A 17,256-nucleotide genomic window follows, 5' to 3' on the forward strand; every position below is an offset into this window, starting at 1 on the left:
TTAAATTTTTATTACTAATAAAATGAAAAAAAGTCCTATTCGCGCATTTTTATCGATATTTATTTTATTATTCATATTTGCTATTTTTATATTTTCAAATATTTTTGCGCAAAATGTAGTTACTCCTTGTTCCTATACTTATGGAGAGTGGGGTCTTTGTATTGCTGGCATCCAAACCCGTACTTATACCTCAGTACCTCTCGGTTGTTTTTCGGCCACAGCTCCGATAATCCAACAAGCCTGTAATGATACCTCTGGTGCTTCGCAAACTTCTTGTATTTACAATTATAGTGAATGGAGCGTTTGTAGTTCTTTGGGAATAAAAACACGAACTATTTTATCGAAAACTCCAGTGGGCTGTCACGAAATCGAATCTCCGGTTTTAACACAGACATGTGTTTATATTATTCCAACGCCCATTTCCACGAATAGTGCAGCTACCGATAACGTCGTTGAAAGTGGAATCAATTCTAGTAATAAAGCCAGCGCTACAGCATGTATTTATGAATATAGCGTATGGAGCAATTGCGTATTAAATAAACAAACCCGAATGATTATTTCCAAATCACCCTCTAATTGTTACGAAATTACTACTCCGGTTTTAAACAGAATTTGTAATAGCAGTTCTCTGAGCCCTAAGGCTATCCGTTCTATTGATTCTCCGGCGCCGGCGCCAAAATCAATGCTTTCTTCAAAAATAGAAAACGTTATTCAAAATAATTTAAACGATAGAACAAGCAATGAATGGCAAAATTATTATTTTGGTTCAGATAATTGTTTAGATTTAAATACCTGTGCCGGCAAGGCCGATCCAGATAAAGATGGCTTAAATAATAATGAAGAATATCGTTTTGGTACAGATCCTAAGATTCCTGATTCAGATAATGATGGGCGTGTTGATGCGGATGAAATACAAAATCGTCGTAATCCTTTGTTGGCTGAGTCGGCAACCGTAAGCGATGCGATGGTTTTTGAAAGCCCTCAAGAGAGCGGTGAAATTAAAAAAGAAATATATCAAGTTAATAATGTTGAAATGGTTCAATTGGAAGAGGGAACTACTGGTTTGAAAATAAGCGGTAAAGCCTTGCCCGATATTTATATAACCATTTTTATCTATAGCGATCCGATTATTTTAACCATAAAAACTGATTCTGACGGAAATTGGTCATATATTCTTGATAAACCATTGGAAAATGGTAAACACGAAGTTTATGTTGCTGTAACTGATAACACTGGAAAAATAACAGCCAAAAGCGAACCGATTAGATTCATAAAAACTGCTCAGGCTGCTCTGATAATTCCTTCGGAAGAAAGCATTGATCAAAATAAGATGATTTCCCCAACAGAAGCTTCGTTAAAAAAAGATTATTTAATTTTTATTGTTGTTGGATTTGGCGGATTAATTCTTGCTCTTGCAGCCATCGGCTTGATAAAGAAAGGAACCAGTAAAGAAACCGGAGGTGATATAAATAAATGATTTTTCTATGAACAATATTTTTTTGAAAGCAATTTTGTTCACAAAAGAGAACTTAAACATTGTTTATTCTCTTTTTCTTATTATTTTGATTCCGGCAGCTTTTTTTGTGAACAACTATTTAATTAATTCAAACTATGAAAAAAACATAGACCAAATTACTCAGAGAAAAGCGATATTGGTGGAAAATATTATAAACAATTTGATTCAAGGTCAGTTGGAAAATACAGCAGCCCTTCAGTCTTCCGCGGACCGAATAGTCCAAGAAAACAAAGAGATTATCTTATTATCAATTTTAAAATCACAGGACGAGCGAGGAGGATTTGAGATTATTGTTTCCAGTGATTCTAATCTTATTGGTCAAAAAAAAGACGAAGAGATACAAAATATCCTCGCCTGGAATCAACCCGAGGGAATAGCTTTTCTTGACAGAAACGAGAGAGGAAGATTTTGGAAGGTAACGAAATCGCTTTCCGATAATTCAAATAATAAAATAGGATTGATTGAGATGTCTTTTTCTCTCGAGGATTCAGACGCCCTAATTAATAAAACTATTTCTAATTCATATTGGATTTTAATTCTTACAATTTTGGTGGTAGTTCTTTTTGTGGCCAATCAAGCAAGGCTTTTGGGTTATGTTTCTACTGTTACTAAACTAAAAGAGATAGATAAAATGAAAGATATGTTTATTTCAATGGCAAGCCATGAACTTCGTTCTCCCCTTACAGCCATCAAAGGTTATTTAGATTTAATAAAAAGCAAAAAAGATCTTAAGTTAGATAAAGATAGTGACCATTATATTACAAATATTCTACTATCAGTAGATAGGCTTGATAATCTTGTTGAGGATATTCTTGAGGTTTCGCGGATTGAAGGCAATCGATTACCAATAGAAATAACTGCTTTTAATCCCGACGCTATAATCTCTCAGTCTATTGATGAGATGCGTTTTCAGGCCACCCAAAAAAATCTTAAATTAAATTTTAAGCCTTTTGAATCAGTCGTTCAAATTAAAGCTGATAAAGAAAGATTAAAACAGGTTTTGATTAACCTTATTAGTAACGCTATTAAATATACAGAGAAAGGATCTATAGAGGTTAATACGGCATTAAAAAAGGGAAGTTTTTTAATAACCGTTGCAGATACTGGAATCGGAATTTCTTCAGAAGATCAATCTAATATATTTCAAAAATTTTATCGAATTAAAAATAAATATACCATGGATATTATTGGGACAGGACTAGGTCTTTGGATAACTTTTGAAATTATAAAAAGAATGCAAGGAAAGATTACCCTTGAGAGCATAGAAGGAGTCGGGTCTCATTTTACCGTACATCTTCCAATTGTTAAGAAATAGGACATTAACTTATTATTATTTTATATAAAGGACGAACTGCCTCGATTATCAAGTCTTTTATTGTCCGATTTTTTTGGTAGAATAAAAATAAAGGTAATAATAAAAATTAAATAAAAATTTATAAAAATAAAATTTTTAATATTTTTAATTGGTTTTTCTTTTTTATTAACTTTTAATTTTACCGCCGCTCAGGTTATTACCCAGCCAACAGATCAACAAGCATTAACCCAATCATTACAACGGAAAATTCAAGAGCTAAAGACAAGGGTTTTAGAGCTAGAAAGGGAACTTGCAGAATTAAAGGGACAAGTGGGGGAATTTGAAGAAGTAATTAAAATTACCAAAAATTTATCTAAAGGAGCAAAAAATGAAGAAGTAAAATATCTTCAGGAGTTTTTGAGCAAATATCCTGAGATTTACCCAGAAGGACTAGTAACTGGTTATTTCGGTTCTTTAACAGAAGTGGCAGTAAAAAGGTTCCAAGAAAAAAACGCCGAAGACATATTAATTCCCTTAGGATTAACCGGAGGCACCGGGTATGTTGGAGAAGCCACTAGAGCAAAAATCAACGATTTAATTTTAGCCTCTGTTAGTTCATCCGCCCAAGGCACGCCAGCAGTTACCGCTACTCCTGCAACACAAGCTACTCCCGCTATTCCTGCGACACCTATAACACAAGCTACTCCCACTACACTCGCAACACCGGCTATTCCCATTACTCCTACTATGAAATTATACGAGAGCTATTCTCCTAAATTCATTATTGACCCTATGTCTCCTACGGGGACTTTAATCCCGAGCGCTAACGCCTTATTAGCTATTTTTGATGTTAAAGCCATGGGCAATAAAGATATGACCTTTGATGGAGCCGCCGATCCAGCCGGTGGTGATGAAGACGACGTTTTAGTTCTTCAGGTTGCTAGTACTCATGCTCAAATTGATTTAGTAGTAAAAGATCAGGACGGTAACACTTTGGATGACCCTGCCCTAGCTCCTACTACTAATATTGTGATTGACTTCACCAATAAAGACTTTGTCGTTCCAGCCGGAGAAATCAGAAAATTATATATTTATGGTGATACTTCAGCATATACTACCAAAGGAGATTCTATTCAGGTTTGGTTAGATGATGATGGAGCAGCTATTAATTGGAGTATTAACTATGATGACGGAGATTACTCTGAAACCGCTATAATCTTCAGGGGTGATATCTATGCCGGTGCTTTGGTAAAGCCTTAATAATGTTTGATATTTATTTGGTTAATAATAAAAATCGCCATTAAGGCGGTTTTTTGGTCCTCCTTCGCTTGCTAGCTACGGACAGACACGGTAGGATATAATATATGACACAAAGACCTAAGGGAGTGGGTAAATATAAGTATATAAAATCACATTCCCATAAAACCAAAAAGCGATTAGAAATAAAGCGGCTTATGCTTGAAGCCAGGGCAAAAAAAAGAAAGCATAAATAAAATTTGTAACAAAATTTTAAACAACAAGTCTTTTTAGAAGATTGTTTTTTTGTTTCTATAAACAAAGACAGGCCCTAAAACTGTTTGGCAAGGTTCCAAAGGTGCATTAAGCACCTTATTTTTTTTGACAAATTTAAAATAATGTTATAAAGTATGAGTTAGCTCTTTTCCAAATTAAATAGAATTATCTAAGAAAGAGTAGGAGTGATAGAAATGGTAGAAAACGTGATTATTTTGGAAGAAGGAATTTGGACACCAGAAAATTTGAAAATTCATAAGATTGCCGAAATGTCGGAAATCAAGATGTATCCCGGCGACAATGAAGCTATTGAAAAAAAATGGAAAGATATCTTGACCAAGAGCCCAAAAGCATTCCCCGGTGACACTATTTGTTTTGCCGGCAGCCACCAAATAGGAAGAGATCTTATAGCTGAAGTGATAATTTCTGACTATAAGGTAAGTCAAATCGTTGGTTGGCTTGGAGCGGCAATGATTCCGATAACAACAGATTATTTTATCGGGCTTCAATGCCAGGTTGCTTCTGTAGCAGCCACCGTAGGCAAGGGGATCAGGGTTCCTGGTTGCACCCCGGAAAACACCGAAGTGATAGATCACATCATCAAAGAAATGAAAGAGGAATTCAACGTAGAAATTACTAGAAACAACTTGACGATCATCGGCTTATTAAAGGTAAAGCCGCCCATTGCTTCACTACATAACGCTTTCGTAGTGGTAGTCAAAGTTCCCTTCAATCGTGAGGAACTGAGACGGAAATGGGAAACAGCCGAGGACAGGAAAGAAGGAGAATTGGTTTTTCTCGAGCTTGATTACAAGCAAAAGAAATTATCCTGGGGAAAATTCTGGGAGGAAGTCGAAGCAGTTAAAGGAGAAAAACTAATCAACGTTCAAAGTCTAACAATTCTAGAAATGATCGCCAAGAGTGAATTCGGCACTAAAGAAGGAGAGGGTGAGCTCTATGAGAAGTTTAAGAAACTGACAGCACCATATCATGATGCCAGAGACGATGATGGTCACGCAGAAGTGGTAGAAGATTTCTCTGTAAAACTAATCCCTTACCATCCAGGGGTAAACTCGCTCGTAATCCGGCTGACCGCCCTTTCCCATGACGACGGCTGGTGTCAACTCTTAAAAGAGGAAAGATTTTTGATTTTCGATCCTAACAGGACAAAGGAGCAGGAGCTCGAAGTGAGAGTGAAACATGAGAAAAGCGGAGCCGAATTGACACGTAGGAATCTGGAAATCTTGGGCTGTGATCCGTCAATTATAGAACAGGTAGTTGCTATAATAGACGGGCATGACACCAGAGAACATACCATCTCGCAGGAAGACGCCATCGTTAAAGACGCTGATAAGTTATGGAGGTACTCCGAAATCGGCTTCCGGGCGGATCTCAAAAGAATGAAGGATGTCAGTCCGCGACAACTATGGGACAAGCTGGAGAAAAACATTGAAAAACAAGGATTTTTTTTCACCGAATCGGCAAGAAAGATAGCAAGAGATGAGCTCAATAAAAGAAGCGAAGAATTCTAGGTTGAAAAATAAAATTTCAACCTTTTTTTATTTGAAGTTGCGAGTTAATTTTAAGTATAGCGTGGACTTGAGTTTAAATGAAGAAAAATAATTTTTATGGTATTATAATTTAATATGCCAATAATAAAAGAACAAGTTCACGGTTATTGGGTTCTTTTTGAAGAAGAATTAAGAAATGCAATAGATTTTCTTAAAAATGACCTTCAAAAAGAGGAAGCCAAAACCATTTTTTCAGCTGCCAAGTTAAACGGTTTTGCTGAATTCGAAGACCACATGGACCGTAATTGGACCATAGTATATAACAGGCAGGATTTTAACTACACATTAGTAAAACGTAATCGTGAATAAAAAAATTTTAACCGGTAAATTTATGACCCCGAAAGAGGTTATTTTTCGTTTAAAGAAAAATTCTAATCCAAAAAACAAGGAAGGCATGGCGAGATTTGGGATAAATCCTAAATATGCCTTGGGAGTCAGAGTTCCAGTATTGAGGAGTTTGACTAAAAAAATCGGAAAAAATCATGAATTAGCCAAAGACTTATGGAAAACCAAAATTCACGAAGCTAGAATCCTGGCCAGCATGATTGAAGAGCCGGAAGAGTTGACTGAGAAACAAATGGAAGAATGGGTAAAAGAATTTAATTCTTGGGATTTATGCGACCAGTGTTGTGCGAATCTTTTTGACAAAAGTATTCTCGCTTGGAGGAAAGCTAAAGAATGGACGGACCGAAAAGAAGAGTTTGTCAGGAGAGCCGGCTTTGCTTTAATGGCTTATTTGGCTGTTCATGATAAAAAAGCCCGAGACCAAGATTTTATAAAATTTTTTTCGATTATTAAAAAATATTCAGTTGATGACAGAAATTTTGTAAAAAAATCGGTTAACTGGGCGTTGAGGCAAATCGGCAAGAGAAACGCCTTTTTGAACAAAAAAGCGATTAAATTGGCCAAAGAGATTCAGTCCGCAAAATGGGCGACAAAAAGCGCCAAATGGGTAGCTTATGACGCGATAAAAGAATTAAGCGATAAAAAATTCAATAAATAAAAACGAAATTCATCGACAAACAATATTTAATATGTTATAATATAAAATATTAAATAGGAGGAATGAAAAATGGGTGCAATCGAGAAAGAAAAAAATATAAATAATATTTTTTTATCAAAAACCAACGAAGTTGCTTTAAAAAACCCTTTAGTAGCGGTGATTCTTGGAAGAACACCGAAATCTCCGGAGGAGATTTTGAAAAGCAGCGGAATCGATACTGTAAAATAGGGAAGGCCATACCTTTCCTTTATTATTTTTAAAAGAGAAAATGAACGCAAAAATGGCACTTTTTTCCACATATAAAAAGCTTGAGAATAAAGTAAAAATAAGGTAAAATAAGAGAATATTTAGAGGTAAAAATAACTCTAATTTTATGAGAGTTCGATTATAATTTGGACTCTTTTAATTATCGATATTCATTTAATTGTATTGTTAAAATGAACAGAAAAATAGTAATAAAAGATAATAAAGAACAATCTTTACTTAAAGAATTAAATGAAAGAAAAGATATCAAAGCAGAGCGCATAAAAAGACTTTTGGCGTTTCCGGATTTAACCAAAAAGAAAAATTCTCCCATAAAAATTTTATTTGACCAGATAATAAACCTGCCCGTATTTAAAGATTTTGACTTGATTGATTTTCCTAAAATTATAACAGTTGAGCGGTGTTTTGACATTTTGAACATGCCGAAAGACCATCCAAGCAGAAAAGAGACAGACACTTATTATTTGGATGATATACATATTTTACGTACGCATACAACAGCTTTTTGGTCTTTTTATTTAGAAGATAAAGAAGTTTTGAAAAGATTAAAAAAAGAGGGCGAGGTGAAAGCATTATCTTGCGGAATTGTTTTCAGAAAAGACGAAATTGATAGATGCCATTATCCTGCTTTTCACCAGATTGACGGGATATTAGTATGTAAAAAGTCAAAAAAGATTATTACACAGGAAGATTTAAAAAACGTACAAATTGAATTGGCGAAAGGAATTTTCGGCCCTGATATTGAATGGAAGTTTATTCCCGATGATTTTCCCTACACGACTGAAAGCTTGGAAATGGATATAAAATTTAATAATGAGTGGATGGAAGTGAATGGAGCCGGTCTCGTGCATCCCCAATGCTTAAAAAATTTCGGTTTAGATCCTGAAATTTATAATGGTTGGGCTTTTGGATTCGGTGACAGATTGGCAATGATAAAAATGGGAATTACCGATATCAGGATTTTATGGTCCGAAGACCCCAGGATTACCAGTCAGTTTAAAGATATAAACAGCAAATATAAAGAAGTCAGTAAATACCCCGGAACCCTTAGGGATATTTCCTTTATAATTGATAAAAATATAAATTTAAATAATTATTATGAGATTATAAGGGATTTTGCCGATGATTTGATTGAAGAGGTAAAACTTATCGATGAATATGAAGATGAAAAAAAATTCGGTAAAAATAAAAAATCTTATACGTTTAGAATTATTTATCGTTCTTTTGAAAGAACCTTAATTAATGAAGAAATAAACAAAATTCAGGAAAAAATTCGCGCAAAAACCCAAAAAGATTTAAACGCAGTTTTGCGATAATATTTTTATTCAAAGATGCGTTTGAAAATGCTTTAAAAAAACCTAAAAAATTATTAATTTTTATGAAAAGAAAAAAAGATTCACCGAAACCAAAAGAAAAAGAAACGGAAAAGGTTGCTCCAAAAACAAAAAAAGAGGATTCTTATGAGGCCTCGGACATTTACGTCTTAAAAGGACTGGACCCCATAAGAAAAAGGCCGGGCATGTATATAGGTTCTACCGGACCTGAGGGTTTGCATCATTTGATTTGGGAATGCGTTGACAATGCCTTGGATGAAGCAATGGCGGGTTATGCGAAGAACGTGGAGGTGTCTTTATTGCCGGGTAATCGGATAAGGACTACGGATGACGGCCGAGGAATCCCGGTAGAAAAACATCCGGATACCGGAAAATCAGCTTTGGAAACCGTAATGACCACTTTGCATGCCGGAGCTAAGTTCGGCGGAAAGGCTTATAGGGTGGCCGGCGGTCTTCATGGAGTCGGAGTTTCGGTGGTTTGCGCTCTTTCCACTTGGATGAGAACCGAAGTTTGCCGCAAGGGAGAAAAATATTTTCAAGAATACGCTAAAGGAAAAGTCATGCATCCGGTTAAAAAAGACGGAAAATGCAAAGAAACCGGAACCAGCGTGACTTTTGAACCGGATACCGAAATTTTCGGTGAAATTAAATTCGATTTAAGCAGGATTTTAAATCATCTTCGCCAGCAGGCTTATTTGAGCAAGGGAGTTAAGATTACGGTAAAAGATTTGAGAAAGAAGGAGCCGGAATTGCAATTAATTTACACTTTTTATTTTGAGGGAGGTCTAGAATCTTACATCAGGTATTTAGTGGAAGACAATGAGGCGATTCAAAAAAATATTTTTTATACCATAGGAGAGGTAGGCAATGTATTAGTAGAAGCGGCTTTTCAATATACCCAAGAAAGAGAATGCTATGAAGAAAGTTTTGCCAATAATATCAATACCGGTGAGGGAGGCAGTCATCTTACCGGCTTTAGGGGAGCTTTGACCCGCACTTTTAACGATTACGCCCGAAAAGAGGGATTAATTAAAGAGACCGACGAGAACTTAAGCGGTCAGGATATAAGAGAAGGATTTACCGGAGTTGTTTCGGTAAAAATAGAGAGCCCCCAATTTGAGGGTCAAACCAAGGCTAAATTGGGAAATCCGGAAGCCAAAGCTGCCGTTGAAAAAGTGGTGAACGAAGGTTTGAATGATTTTTTCGAAAGAAATCCCCAAGACGCCAGGGCTATCATTGACAGTTGTCTTTTAGTTCAGAAAGCCAGGGAAGCGGCCAGAGCGGCAAAACAAACGGTTTTAAGAAAAGGGATAATGGGAGGAGCAGCTTTGCCGGGTAAGTTGGCCGATTGTTCTTCAAAACATGCCGAGGAAAGCGAACTTTATATTGTAGAAGGAGAAAGCGCGGCCGGTTCCAGCAAGCAGGGAAGAGACAGGCGTTTTCAAGCCATTTTGCCCTTAAGGGGAAAAATATTAAACGTAGAAAGAGCCCGTTTGGATAAAATTTTATCTTCAAAAGAAATCAGGTCCCTGATTATTGCTTTGGGAACGGCTATTGCCGAAGATTTTAATTTGGAAAAATTAAGATATCATCGGGTAATTATTATGACCGATGCCGACGTTGATGGCGCTCATATTCGAACATTACTTTTAACTTTATTTTACAGGCATTTACAACCAATAATTGAAAAAGGTTATTTATATGTTGCTCAGCCTCCGCTTTATCGAATTCAATCTGGTAAAAGAATAGAGTATGCTTACAGCGAATCGGATAAAGCCGAAATTTTAGAAGATATAAAAAAACAAAAGCAAACACCTTCTATCCAGCGATACAAGGGTTTGGGAGAAATGAATCCGGATCAACTATGGGAAACAACAATGAATCCGCAAAACAGGGTTTTATTAAAGGTAAATATTGAAGATGCGAAAGCCGCTGACAAAATTTTCGATACCTTAATGGGAAAAGAAGTTTTCCAGCGAAAAAGATTTATCCAGACTCACGCTAAAGCCGTGAAAAACTTGGATATCTAAATATTGTATTTCCATCAAAAAATTAATATATTATAAAAATTAATAATCAATAAGAACTTAAAAAACAATGACTCGTAATAAATGAGCCATTGTTTTTTTATTTTTTTTGTTTAAAATTGCTTAATGAAGAAATTTTTAATATTTATAATTTTAACAGAAATAATTGTTTTCGCCGGGAGCGGACTTTATTTTAACAAAGAAACAAATTTAATTTTTGATAGAACAAAAGCTTCTTTGGTTTATTCTAAAATTACCAAAAAAATACCTTCGGATTTGCCTTCAAAGGTTACTCTTTTTGCCGTGGGTGACATTATGTTGGACAGGGGAGTAGAATATATTATAAAAAAAGAAGGTAAAAATGATTTTAAATTTCCTTTTTTAAAAATAGCCGATGAACTAAAAAAAGCTGATTTGTTAATCGGAAACCTGGAAGGCCCGATTTCCAATAGGGGAGAAAAAATCGGCAGTATTTATTCTTTCAGAATGAATCTCGAAGCGATAAATGGTTTGGAATACGCCGGTTTTGATGTTTTATCTTTGGCTAACAATCACGCTTTGGATTACGGCAGAGTTGCCTTGGAAGACACAATGAATCTTCTAAAACAAAATGGCATTGAATATACTGGGGCGGGTTTTGATGAAAAAGAAGTTTTTTCAGTAAAAATTAAAGAAGTTAAAGGTATAAAAATAGGATTTTTAGCTTTTACTGATTTTGGCTCTAAATTTTGGAAACCCGGTACCAGCACTTCCGGGGTTGCTTTTTTTAATAGAGAGGATTTTGAAAAAATTGAAAAAAAAATTAACGAAGCCAAGAAAAACGCAGATATTTTAATTGTTTCCTTGCATTCCGGTACGGAATACAGTAAAAATCCGACAAATTTTCAAAAAGAATTTAGCAGGACTTGTATTGATGGAGGCGCTGATTTAATTTTAGGGCATCATCCGCACGTCAGCCAACCGGTCGAGCAATACAAAAACGGCTGGATAGCTTACAGTTTAGGTAATTTTATATTTGATCAAAGCTTTTCAACAGAAACAATGCAAGGAACTTTATTGGAAGTGTTGATTGAAAATGGTATAATAAAAGAAATTAATCAAAAAAAGGTGGAAATTTCCAAAAATTTTCAACCTTATTTAAAATAAAGGTCATTTTTTAAAAAATAATTAAATAAAAAAATGAATAAGTTTAAAGTATTTTTTATCAGTATTTTTTTAATTAGTGCGTTTTTTTTCGCTCAAGAAGCTGGAGCTATTGTGCAAACAAAAAGTACTCAAGAGTTGGAAGCTTTAATTAAAAGCCTTCAACTTCAAATAGAACAGCTTCAAAAGCAACTGGAAGACACAAAAACTCCAATAGCATCTGTTTGGTGCCATAATTTCAACGTTAATTTAAAATATGGAGATAAAGGAGATGAGGTGGAAGTTTTACAGGTTGTTTTGGAGAAAGAAGGATTTCAAATAGATAATAGCGAGAAAAAACCATTTGCCACTTTCGGTGAATTTACAGCTTCCGCCTTGGTTGGACTTCAAGATAAATATTTTAATGAAATTTTAAAACCATTGGGCTTGCAAAGGGGTACAGGATTTATGGGTAAGGCTACGAGAGAAAAATTAAACAAAACATATGGTTGCGGAGCTTCCTTTCCTATTACACCAACTACGCCCGCAACACCAGCGACACCGGCGATACCTGCTACACCGGCGGTACCCGCTACGCCTGCAATACCCGCTACGCCCGCTACGCCCGCGGTACCAGCTACGCCCGCAATTCAGGGAGGTTTAATTGCTTATTGGAAATTCGATGAAGGAGCCGGAAGCACTGCTTATGATTCTGCCGGAATTAATAATGGAAAAGTTTATAATGCAAGTTGGGTAAATGGCGTTTATGGGAAAGCATTAGAATTAAAAGGCAAAGGAGTGGTTAGTTCTATTCCAGACTCATTTGACAATAGCATTTCTGATTCTTTTACAATTACAAATCAGATTTATTGGTACGGTCCCAATGAGTATAATCGGAGCAGTTATATTTTTGACAATAGAAGCGCAGGCGCCGGAATTCAGCGCTACGGTTTCATCATGGGCATTTATCGAGACACCGAACGTGTTTTTCTTCAATTGCTTTGTCCACCGGATGACAACTCTTACATGACGGTCGTGAGCTTGCACTCAGTTCCTCGCAATATCTGGACATCCATCACCGGCGTTTTCGATCTTGCCAACGGGAAACTCTCGCTTTATATAAATGGTGTTCTTGATAATAGCGTGCCCGTGAATCATGCTTATTGCAAAGCATCGGGCAGTCCTGCCATCGGAAATAACCGGTGGTCGGCGGGCGATGGACAATATGCTCCCCTTAACGGAATAATAGATGAGCTGAAAATTTACGGCAATAAAAATATTATTCCTAATGAAAAATATATCACTGTTCTTGCTCCAAACGGAGGAGAAATTTTATTCGGCGGTCAAAATTATACCATTAAATGGAAATCATCCGGGGTAAATAAAATTAAAATAGCTGAATGCGCTGATACTCCTTTGTTACCAACAAAATATACCTGCCATGAATTATCAGGAATTCCAAGTATTGGAATTGATGCTAGTTTAGGCTCTTTCAATTGGTATTTAGACCCTAACGATCCATTTTTATCGCCCTATATTCCATCTAGTTTAAAAATAAAAATTTGGGACGCAACCAATCCTTCTCTTTACGACCAAAGCGATAATTATTTTACAGCTTTTGGAAATGCAACCAGTACTAACCCTTATATTACCGTTCTTGCTCCAAATGGGGGAGAAACTTTTTACTTCGGAAAAACTTTTTCTATTAATTGGATTTCTTCTGGCATAACCAATGCTTATCTTCGTTTTAGATCTCCAGATGGTCTTTTGTGTAAGATAGCAGATGTTTTAGCGAAAGAAGGAAAATACTCTTTCTTACTTACCGAAGGAATGAAATGTTCTGGGACTTCTATGTCTTTAACTCCTGGAAAATGGAAGATATCAATACTTTCAGAATTATTTACTCCAGGTGGCTATGGCTCAGATGATAGTGATAATTATTTTGACCTTGTTTCTTCAACTTCTACTTCTTCTATCACATCGTTTAACTATACAGAAACAGATGCTTATAACGGATCAGTGAAATTTTATTGGACCAATAATACAGTAGATAAAGTTGAATTAAAAATATCTTGTCATTCCGGTCTTAGCATCAAAAATGCCGTGACGGGAGCAGATTTTGCTTGCGGGGAAAATAATATAGAATTTTCACCGAACAGTTATGCTTATTTAAAATTTACCAACACTTCGGGTTCTCCAATTAATGCCACGGCTGTTTTGATTCCCATTATAGGAGGAATCAAAAACGGCACTTATTCTAAGACAATTAATTTTACTATTGTTGCTCCGTACATCACCGTTATTACTCCTAACGGCGGAGAAAATTGGACAATTGGTTCAACTTATAATATTAAATGGAACGCTCCTAGTAACGCCGTTATTCGTCTAGACTTGATAAACGAACAAGGAGGGCTTGTAATGTATAATTTAGTGAATGTGACTGGAAATCCAGGGAGCGCTCAATGGCAGATTCCATCATACACTTTGGCAGGACGTTATTTATTGAAAGCCATAGCTTGCATAGGTTCAGCCTGCAATGATGGTTTCATTAACGTACCTACGCTTACGGCTTGTACTAACTCAAATTGTTACATAGACTATAGTGATAGTTATTTCAGTATTTTAGCGGTATCGCCGACTGGTAGTCTGCCTGTTATAACCAGTATTAGCCCTAATCAAAGCGCTAAAGGGAATATTATAGATTTAATAATAACCGGATATAATTTTACAGGCGCAGGCAACTATAGTGGTTGCGGAATATCTCCTGTTTCAGACCGCGGTTTTGGTTTAGTTTCTTGCAATCAGGTTTCCGATACAAAAATTACTGCACGTTTTTCAATTTCGTCTAGTGCCGAAGAGGGGATGAGATATATTAAAGTGCAAAACTCCAAAGGACAAAGTAATTCGATGAGTTTTAATGTTATTTCGCCATATGTTACCGTTATTTCTCCTAATGGAGCAGAAGAATGGAAAACCGGCAGCACTAAAAGAGTATCTTGGACCGCTTCAGGATTAAATTATGTCAGAATTTATATTGAAGATGATACTATTTCTGGTTCTGGTTCAATTAATTATATTTATGACGGAGTTATTAATGCAAATCAAGGATATTATGATTGGACAATTGTTGGAGGTTGGTTGCCAGGGGGCGATACCTTGCCTAGAAATTATAAAATAAGAATAGATGGCGTTAATACTACAACAGAAGGAGCAGAAGTTATTGCAATGGATCATAGCGACGAATTATTTAATATTTCTTCTAGTTATTATGTTACTAAAATCGTCGTTGTTTCTCCCAATGGCGGGGAAAAATGGACAAAGGGTACTGCTTATCCAGTACAAGTATATTGCAGCCAAGGAATATCTAGTCCTGTTGATATTTGGCTTTTAGATCAAGAAGCAGAAGGAGGAACAGTAGTTCAGATAGCATCAAGCGTTAATTGCACATCTGGAAATACTTATCAATATCAATGGACGATTCCTTCTTTTATTTACCCGAGAGATGGATCTTTCAAGGTTTACGCCAGAACAATAGACGGTACTTTTTCTGATCAAAGTGATTATTATTTTAGCATTGTTGAACCTAGGGAAGCGTTAAAAAGCATAGAAAAACAATTAGCTGATATTTCTGCGAAGATTTATGAGTTGGCGAAACTCATAATGCTGATGAAAAAATAATCTTTTTTTCTTGATTTTTTGATAACCGCCTCTTGAGGAGGCGGTTTTATTTTGGTAATATGAATTAGTTGACACCCGAGCTTCATTTTGGTAATCTAAAAATGGAGCCCTAAGAGGGCTTTTTAAATAAGAAAAAACCCATGAATATTGTAAATTTTCCTCAAAAAATCATTAATTTCTTGAAAGAAGTTCAGTTGGAGGTTAAGAAAGTTAATTGGCCGACCCGAGAAGAAACTTTAAAATATACTTTTATTGTTATTATTTTTTCAGCGTTGGTTGCTTTATTTTTGGGAGGATTGGATGTGGTTTTTAATAATGCTTTAAAAATGTATATCTTACATTAATTAAATATGCCAAGACAAACAATTTCCGAAGAAAAAAAATGGTACGTAATCCATACTTATTCGGGATACGAAGACGCTGTTGCTAAAAATTTAAAACAGCGGATTGAAAGCTTGGGAATGGAAGACAAAATTTTTAACGTTTTGGTTCCAAAAGAAAAAAAGATAAAAATTAAAAACGGGAAAAGAAAAACAGTGGAAGAAAAAATTTATCCGGGTTACATCTTGGTGGAAATGATAGTGACTGATGACTCCTGGTATGTGGTTAGAAATACGCCCCGCGTTACCGGATTTATTGGAGCCGGTACCACGCCAATTCCCGTAAAACTAAATGAAATTGATACTTTAAAACAAAGGATAGGAGTTAAAGAACCGAAATATAAAGTTGAGTTTACCCCGGGGGACGCTATTAAAATTGTAGATGGTCCTTTCAAGGATTTTGACGGCAAGGTTTCGGAAATTGACACCGAGCGGGGAAAGGTAAGAGTTTTGGTTAATATGTTCGGCCGAGACACTCCGGTGGAGTTGGACTCTCTTCAAATTAAAAAAATATAAATTATAACTTTATGCCAAAGAAAATAAAAGCTACGGTAAAATTACATATTCCCGCCGCTCAAGCCACCCCGGCGCCTCCGATAGGTCCCAGCTTGGCCCAACATGGAATAAACATTGCCGAATTTTGTAAAAAATTTAACGAGCAAACCAAAGACCAAAAGGGCTGGGTAATTCCGGTAGAAGTTAAAGTTTACGAAGACAGAAGCTATGACTTTATTTTAAAACAACCGCCCGCTTCCGAGCTTTTAAAAAAAGCCGCCGGCATTGAAAAAGGTTCCGGAGAGCCGAATAAAAAGAAAGTAGGTTCAATTACCAGGGCGCAATTAAAAGAAATTGCCCAAAGAAAAATGGAGGACTTGAATGCCAACGACATAGAAGGCGCTATGAAAATAATTGAAGGCACTGCTAAAAATATGGGATTAGAAATTAAATAATTATATGGAAAGGCCTTGCAAGGAAAAATATTATCTTAATATTGCCAGAGAAGTAGCCCAAAGATCAACTTGTTTAAGAGTAAAAATAGGAGCGGTAATTGTTCGGGACGACCAAATTATCGCTACTGGTTATGCCGGAGCTCCTCGAAAAACCCTCGATTGTTATGAAAGAGGGTTTTGCCTTAGAAATCAGTTAAATATTCCCCATGGCCAGAGATACGAACTTTGCCGGAGTTGTCATGCCGAACAAAACGCTATTATAAATTCAGCCAGGGCAGGAGTCAGTCTTTTGGGGGGTGACATGTATCAATACGCCCAAGACAAAGAAGGAAAGGTTATTGACGGGCTCCCTTGTTTTATTTGTAAGAAAATGATTATTAACGCCGGTTTGAACAGGATGATTTGTTCGAACAAAGAAGGGGATTATAAAATTTTTAATATTAAAGATTGGGTAAAGGATTGGCAGGAAAACGATATCGTGGACGATAAGAACCAATACGGAATAGACCAAAATTAAAATTAATTAAGAAAATTTAAAGCTGTTCATTTGACAGTTTTTTTATTTTGACTAAACTTATTTAGAACATTAAAAAGGGGTTGATATG

The 17,256-nt window shown here is 35.9% G+C and carries 15 protein-coding genes; all 15 read left to right on the forward strand.

Annotated elements, in window-relative coordinates; translation table 11 throughout:
• Positions 1-22 precede the first annotated feature (22 nt).
• On the forward strand, positions 23-1,477 hold the full coding sequence (locus tag NTU58_00665; protein ID MCX6764209.1) for an Ig-like domain-containing protein: 1,455 nt from the start codon (positions 23-25) through the stop codon (positions 1,475-1,477).
• Positions 1,478-1,484: 7 nt separating this feature from the next.
• Entirely contained in the window at positions 1,485-2,831 is a 1,347-nt protein-coding gene (locus NTU58_00670) for a HAMP domain-containing sensor histidine kinase (GenBank protein MCX6764210.1), read from the forward strand.
• A 309-nt stretch (positions 2,832-3,140) separates the two neighbouring features.
• The gene (locus tag NTU58_00675) at positions 3,141-4,070 is read left to right on the forward strand and encodes a peptidoglycan-binding protein (GenBank protein MCX6764211.1); all 930 of its coding nucleotides are present in this window, start codon (positions 3,141-3,143) and stop codon (positions 4,068-4,070) included.
• Positions 4,071-4,516: 446 nt separating this feature from the next.
• A complete protein-coding gene (locus NTU58_00680) occupies positions 4,517-5,854 on the forward strand; it encodes a hypothetical protein (protein ID MCX6764212.1) in 1,338 nt (445 codons plus the stop codon).
• A gap of 114 nt (positions 5,855-5,968) precedes the next feature.
• Positions 5,969-6,202, forward strand: a complete 234-nt coding sequence (locus NTU58_00685; protein ID MCX6764213.1) for a hypothetical protein — start codon at positions 5,969-5,971, stop codon at positions 6,200-6,202.
• Positions 6,195-6,896 carry a DNA alkylation repair protein gene (locus NTU58_00690; protein ID MCX6764214.1) on the forward strand — a complete coding sequence of 234 codons (702 nt, stop codon included), beginning with the start codon at positions 6,195-6,197 and terminating at the stop codon, positions 6,894-6,896. Before NTU58_00685 ends, NTU58_00690 begins: the two co-directional genes overlap by 8 nt.
• Before the next feature lie 69 nt (positions 6,897-6,965).
• Entirely contained in the window at positions 6,966-7,124 is a 159-nt protein-coding gene (locus tag NTU58_00695; protein MCX6764215.1) for a hypothetical protein, read from the forward strand.
• 209 nt (positions 7,125-7,333) lie between these two features.
• Positions 7,334-8,476: a hypothetical protein gene (locus tag NTU58_00700; protein ID MCX6764216.1), complete on the forward strand. Its 1,143-nt coding sequence runs from the start codon at positions 7,334-7,336 to the stop codon at positions 8,474-8,476.
• 62 nt (positions 8,477-8,538) lie between these two features.
• A complete protein-coding gene (gyrB, locus tag NTU58_00705; GenBank protein MCX6764217.1) occupies positions 8,539-10,524 on the forward strand; it encodes a DNA topoisomerase (ATP-hydrolyzing) subunit B in 1,986 nt (661 codons plus the stop codon).
• Positions 10,525-10,647: 123 nt separating this feature from the next.
• Complete coding sequence (locus tag NTU58_00710) at positions 10,648-11,667, forward strand: CapA family protein (GenBank protein MCX6764218.1); 1,020 nt, start codon at positions 10,648-10,650, stop codon at positions 11,665-11,667.
• Between the two features lie 33 nt (positions 11,668-11,700).
• A complete protein-coding gene (locus NTU58_00715) occupies positions 11,701-15,321 on the forward strand; it encodes a hypothetical protein (protein MCX6764219.1) in 3,621 nt (1,206 codons plus the stop codon).
• Positions 15,322-15,461: 140 nt separating this feature from the next.
• The gene (gene secE / locus NTU58_00720) at positions 15,462-15,665 is read left to right on the forward strand and encodes a preprotein translocase subunit SecE (protein MCX6764220.1); all 204 of its coding nucleotides are present in this window, start codon (positions 15,462-15,464) and stop codon (positions 15,663-15,665) included.
• A 6-nt stretch (positions 15,666-15,671) separates the two neighbouring features.
• A complete protein-coding gene (nusG, locus tag NTU58_00725) occupies positions 15,672-16,217 on the forward strand; it encodes a transcription termination/antitermination protein NusG (protein ID MCX6764221.1) in 546 nt (181 codons plus the stop codon).
• Between the two features lie 11 nt (positions 16,218-16,228).
• Positions 16,229-16,651 (forward strand): 50S ribosomal protein L11, encoded by a 423-nt coding sequence (gene rplK, locus NTU58_00730; protein ID MCX6764222.1) that lies wholly within the window; start codon positions 16,229-16,231, stop codon positions 16,649-16,651.
• A 4-nt stretch (positions 16,652-16,655) separates the two neighbouring features.
• A complete protein-coding gene (locus NTU58_00735; protein ID MCX6764223.1) occupies positions 16,656-17,168 on the forward strand; it encodes a dCMP deaminase family protein in 513 nt (170 codons plus the stop codon).
• Positions 17,169-17,256: the final 88 nt, after the last annotated feature.

It is taken from the genome of Candidatus Nealsonbacteria bacterium (assembly GCA_026396195.1).
Lineage (GTDB): Bacteria > Patescibacteriota > Minisyncoccia > Minisyncoccales > JAGGXC01 > JAPLXH01.